General features: G+C 66.1%; 6 protein-coding genes and 1 pseudogene. 5 read left to right on the top strand and 2 right to left on the bottom strand.

Annotated features, from left to right (window positions below; translation table 11 throughout):
* On the bottom strand, positions 1-502 hold a 502-nt coding region (locus EN742_RS26595), incomplete at its 3' end, for a TetR/AcrR family transcriptional regulator (protein WP_148670273.1).
* A gap of 187 nt (positions 503-689) precedes the next feature.
* Between EN742_RS26595 and argJ the strand changes: the two genes are divergently transcribed.
* From argJ to EN742_RS26570, 5 genes are all read left to right on the top strand, one after another.
* Positions 690-1931, top strand: a complete 1242-nt coding sequence (argJ, locus tag EN742_RS26590; protein WP_127405568.1) for a bifunctional glutamate N-acetyltransferase/amino-acid acetyltransferase ArgJ — start codon at positions 690-692, stop codon at positions 1929-1931.
* An 8-nt stretch (positions 1932-1939) separates the two neighbouring features.
* Positions 1940-2710 carry a GNAT family N-acetyltransferase gene (locus EN742_RS26585; RefSeq protein ID WP_245455370.1) on the top strand — a complete coding sequence of 257 codons (771 nt, stop codon included), beginning with the start codon at positions 1940-1942 and terminating at the stop codon, positions 2708-2710.
* Positions 2707-3129, top strand: coding sequence for a (deoxy)nucleoside triphosphate pyrophosphohydrolase (locus EN742_RS26580; protein WP_126058135.1), 423 nt, complete (start codon positions 2707-2709; stop codon positions 3127-3129). The genes EN742_RS26585 and EN742_RS26580 overlap by 4 nt, the downstream gene beginning before the upstream one ends.
* 105 nt (positions 3130-3234) lie before the next feature.
* Entirely contained in the window at positions 3235-3543 is a 309-nt protein-coding gene (locus tag EN742_RS26575) for a hypothetical protein (protein WP_126058136.1), read from the top strand.
* 112 nt (positions 3544-3655) lie between these two features.
* The gene (locus tag EN742_RS26570; RefSeq protein WP_126058137.1) at positions 3656-3838 is read left to right on the top strand and encodes a Flp family type IVb pilin; all 183 of its coding nucleotides are present in this window, start codon (positions 3656-3658) and stop codon (positions 3836-3838) included.
* 18 nt (positions 3839-3856) lie between these two features.
* On the opposite strand, the pseudogene EN742_RS26565 reads toward EN742_RS26570, so the two are convergent.
* Positions 3857-4125, bottom strand: a pseudogene (locus tag EN742_RS26565) (SAM-dependent methyltransferase); the annotation flags it as partial.

Raw genomic sequence — 4125 nt, 5'->3', positions numbered from 1 at the left:
AGGCATAGGAGGCGATCAGGTCGGCGACGATCTCGGCATCGACGTCGGGCGCGACCTCGCCGCGCGCCTTGGCGCGCACGATCAACTGGCCGGTGTGGGCGCGGCGTCCGGCCGCGTAGCCGGCAAGGGCGGCGGCAGCCTGGCTATCCGACTGCGCCTCGGCGATTAGCGATCTGAACACATTGCCCGACGATGTAAGGCGCCAGTGCGCGAACAGGTTCTTCAGGAAGCCGACTAGGTCGTCCTCCAGACGGCCGGTGTCGGGGACGTTGACCCGCTTCTGCCGCTGGTAGACGTCGAGCAGCAGGGCGGCCTTGCTTGGCCACCAGCGATAGATGGTCGGCTTGCCGGCCCGCGCCCGGCGCGCCACCGCCTCGATCGAAAAGCCTGAATAGCCGGCCTCCGCCAGCACCGCCTCGGCGGCGTCGAGAATGGCGTCGGCGCTCTCGGGATTGCGCTTGGCGCCGATCGATTTGCGCCCGGGGCCGGGAGTCATGCTCATCCTGATCCTCCTTGGCCGGTGAGTCCGTCACCAATCATATTGGGTTGCCTGTGCAAACGAAACGCCCCGTTCCGGGTTGCGTGCCCGCGGTCCAGCTTGGAAGGCACGGCCAGGACGCCCCTTGCGTCGGCGCGCCGTATCGGGCAAACCGGCCTTCCCTTTGCGATTTCCGCCGCCCGAGGTCCCCATGTCCGCAACGATTTCGCCGCTCGCGCCGAAGAAATATCCGAAAATGCCCGCCATCGAAGGCGTGCGCATCGCCACCGCCGAGGCGGGGATCAAGTACAAGAACCGCACCGACCTTCTGGCCATGGTCTTCGATCCGGGCACCGCCGTCGCCGGCGTGTTCACCAAGTCGAAATGTCCGTCGGCGCCAGTCGATTTCTGCCGGCAGAACCTGGGCGCCGGCAAGGCGCGCGTGCTGGTCGTCAATTCCGGCAACGCCAATGCCTTCACCGGCAAGAAGGGCCGCGCTTCCACCGCGCTGACCGGCGAGGCGGCGGCCAAGGCGGCCGGATGCGCCACGAGCGAAGTGTTCCTGGCCTCCACCGGCGTCATCGGCGAGCCGCTCGACACAGCCAGGTTCAGCCATCTGCTCGCCGGGCTGGTCAAGGATGGCAAGCCCGATCTGTGGACCGAGGCCGCCAAGGCCATCATGACCACGGACACCTATCCGAAGGTGGCGACGGCGACGGTGAAGCTCGGCGACGCCGACGTAACCATCAACGGCATTGCCAAGGGCGCCGGCATGATCGCGCCAGACATGGCGACGATGCTCTCCTTTATCGCCACCGACGCGCCGATCGCCGCACCGGTGCTGCAGGATCTGTTGTCGCGCGGCACGACCAAGACCTTCAACGCGGTGACCGTTGACAGCGATACCTCGACCAGCGACACGCTGCTCTTGTTCGCCACGGGTGCCGCGGCCAGGCGCGGTGCGCCGGCAATCACCGACGCGAAGGACGCTCGGCTCGGCGCGTTCCGCCGCGCGCTCGGCAAAATACTGAAAACGCTGGCGCTGCAGGTTGTGCGCGACGGCGAGGGTGCGCGCAAGCAGGTCGAAGTCACCGTCACCGGCGCCAAATCGGCCCGTTCGGCCAAGCGCATCGCGCTGTCGATCGCCAATTCGCCGCTGGTCAAGACGGCCGTCGCCGGAGAGGACGCCAATTGGGGGCGTGTCGTCATGGCGGTCGGCAAGGCCGGCGAGCCCGCCGACCGCGACCTTCTGTCGATCTGGTTCGGCGACAACAGGCTGGCGCATGAGGGCGAGCGCGATCCGGCCTATTCCGAGGAAGCGACCTCGGCCTACATGAAGCGTGACGACATCCGCATCCGCGCCGACATCGGCATCGGCCGCGGCAAGGCGACGGTGTGGACCTGCGACCTGACCAAGGAATATGTCGCCATCAATGGCGACTACAGGAGCTGACGACGTTGATGTCCAGACATCCGGCAAGCGTGCTCGCGACGGTGCGCCGCTACGAGGCTGCCGGGTTCCGCGCCTGGCCCGCCGCCGCCGTCCACTATGATGGCACATGGGTGGTGCGGCTGACGGCCGGCCACGCGGCCAAGCGGCTGAACTCGGTCAATCCGCTCGATCCCGGCGACACCCAGCACATTGCCGAGCGCATCGGCCGCGCCAGCCGGCGCTTCGAAGCATATGGCAGGCCGCTGACCTTTCGCATATCGCCACTGTCGGGCCCTGTCCTGTCAAAGCATCTCGACAGTGAAGGCTGGAGCAGCTTCGACGAATCGCTGGTGATGCGCCTGCCGCTCGCCGATGCCCAGCTCGATCCCGCCATGGACCAAATCCCGCTGAAGGACATCAGCCGCTTCATCGGCGCGCTGCTCAAGGTGAGTGGCTCGGACGTGTCGCTGAGGCCGGGCCTGTCGGAGATCATCGGCGCCATCCAGCCGGAGGCCGGGCTGTTCGCGCTCGAGGATGGCAGCGAGCCACTGGCGACGCTGATCTGCGTCCACGACGGCGATCTCGCCGGCCTGTTCGAAGTCGCCACCGACAAGGCGGCGCGCAACAGGGGCCACGGCCGAAACCTCATCCTGTCGGCGTTGAAGTGGGCGCGGCTGCGCGGCGCGCGGGAAGCCTGGCTGCAGGTGGAGGCCAGCAACGCGCCGGCGCTGTCGCTGTACCGATCGATGGGCTTCGAGGAAGTCTACCGCTACCACTATCGCCGGCCGCCCGGCGCATGAGCGAGCTCAAGCCAGCCGGCAAGCGCCTGCTTCTGGTCGCGGCCTGCGCGCTGGTCGACGCCGACGGGCGCGTGCTGCTGGCGCAGCGCCCCGAGGGAAAGCAGCTCGCTGGCTTGTGGGAATTCCCAGGCGGCAAGGTCGAGCCAGGCGAAACACCGGAAGAGTGCCTGATCCGGGAACTACATGAGGAGCTCGGCATCGAGACCGAGATCCCTTGCCTCGCACCGCTGACCTTCGCCAGCCATAGCTATGATCACTTTCACCTGTTGATGCCGCTTTTCGTCTGCCGCCGCTTCCGCGGGATTGCGCAGCCGAGGGAGGGGCAGGCGCTGAAATGGGTGCGGCCACGCCAGATGCGCGACTATCCGATGCCGCCGGCCGACGCGCCGCTGATCCAGTTCCTCATCGATCTCCTGTAGTCGGGGAATTCGGCGCTGGTTTAGCCAGCGTTAATGGATGATTTATCTCGATATGAAAAATTGCGGCGAGGCTGGTCTCGGCCTACACGCGTGGGGAGCGATTGCATGAGCCTGGACAAAGACTGGGAGTCAATCCGGCCGGACCGCGGCTTTCGCGCCGCCGATGCGGGCATGGGCGTGTTGCGCATCACGCTGCTGTTCGGTTCCGCCGCGGTGGCGCTGGCCCTGATCGCCGCGCCTTTCCTCGACAGCCACACGCGCCCGGCCCGCGATGGCATTGCCGGCGTCGACACGATGAGCACCGGTTCGATCGGCCATCGCGACACCTATACGCTGCGCCGCAGCGTGCTGCAGCCCCTGCCCAGCTCGATCTGCGTGATCCGCAGCGACGGCACGCGCAGCGGCGACTGCTGACATGGTTAACGATTTTTCCAGAACCGACCTATTTCACTGCCTGTTAAGCTTTTGCCGTTAACCTTTCTTAACGGGTCAACGCTAAGGTTCCTGGCAAGAGGGATCGATGATCATGAAAAAGCTGCTGCAACGGTTCATTCAAGACGAGACGGGCGCGACAGCCATTGAATATGGCGTGATCGTCACCGTCCTGTCGCTCGCCATCGTCGCCGGCGTCGGCCAGGTCGGCAATGCGATCGTGTGGTTGTTCAGCGATAACAACAGCAAGTTGGCCAACGCCTTCGCGCAGCACTGAGCCCCAAGGGGTCGCTGCTCAGCGGTCTTGCGGACCTTCCAGGATGGTCTTCAGCGAGACCTTGGCCGTGCCGGGCTTTAGCGGCTTTTGCTGCGATGCATCGGGCGCCCAGCCGGACATCCATACGAGCGAGAAGCTTGCCCTGATACGGCCGTCGGGATCGGAAAACCGTTCCGCGTAGATTTCGGCGGCGCGCGCGAAGAATTTCCGCGTGCCGGGCCGCCGGCTGCGATCGACGAGGGGGCTGGTCTCGCCCATGGCTCTCAGATCGGCGAGCAGGTCGAACA

Origin of the sequence: Mesorhizobium sp. M4A.F.Ca.ET.020.02.1.1 (assembly GCF_004022645.1) — a bacterium.
Taxonomy (GTDB): domain Bacteria; phylum Pseudomonadota; class Alphaproteobacteria; order Rhizobiales; family Rhizobiaceae; genus Mesorhizobium.
This window is presented reverse-complemented; position numbering and strand designations above follow the sequence as displayed.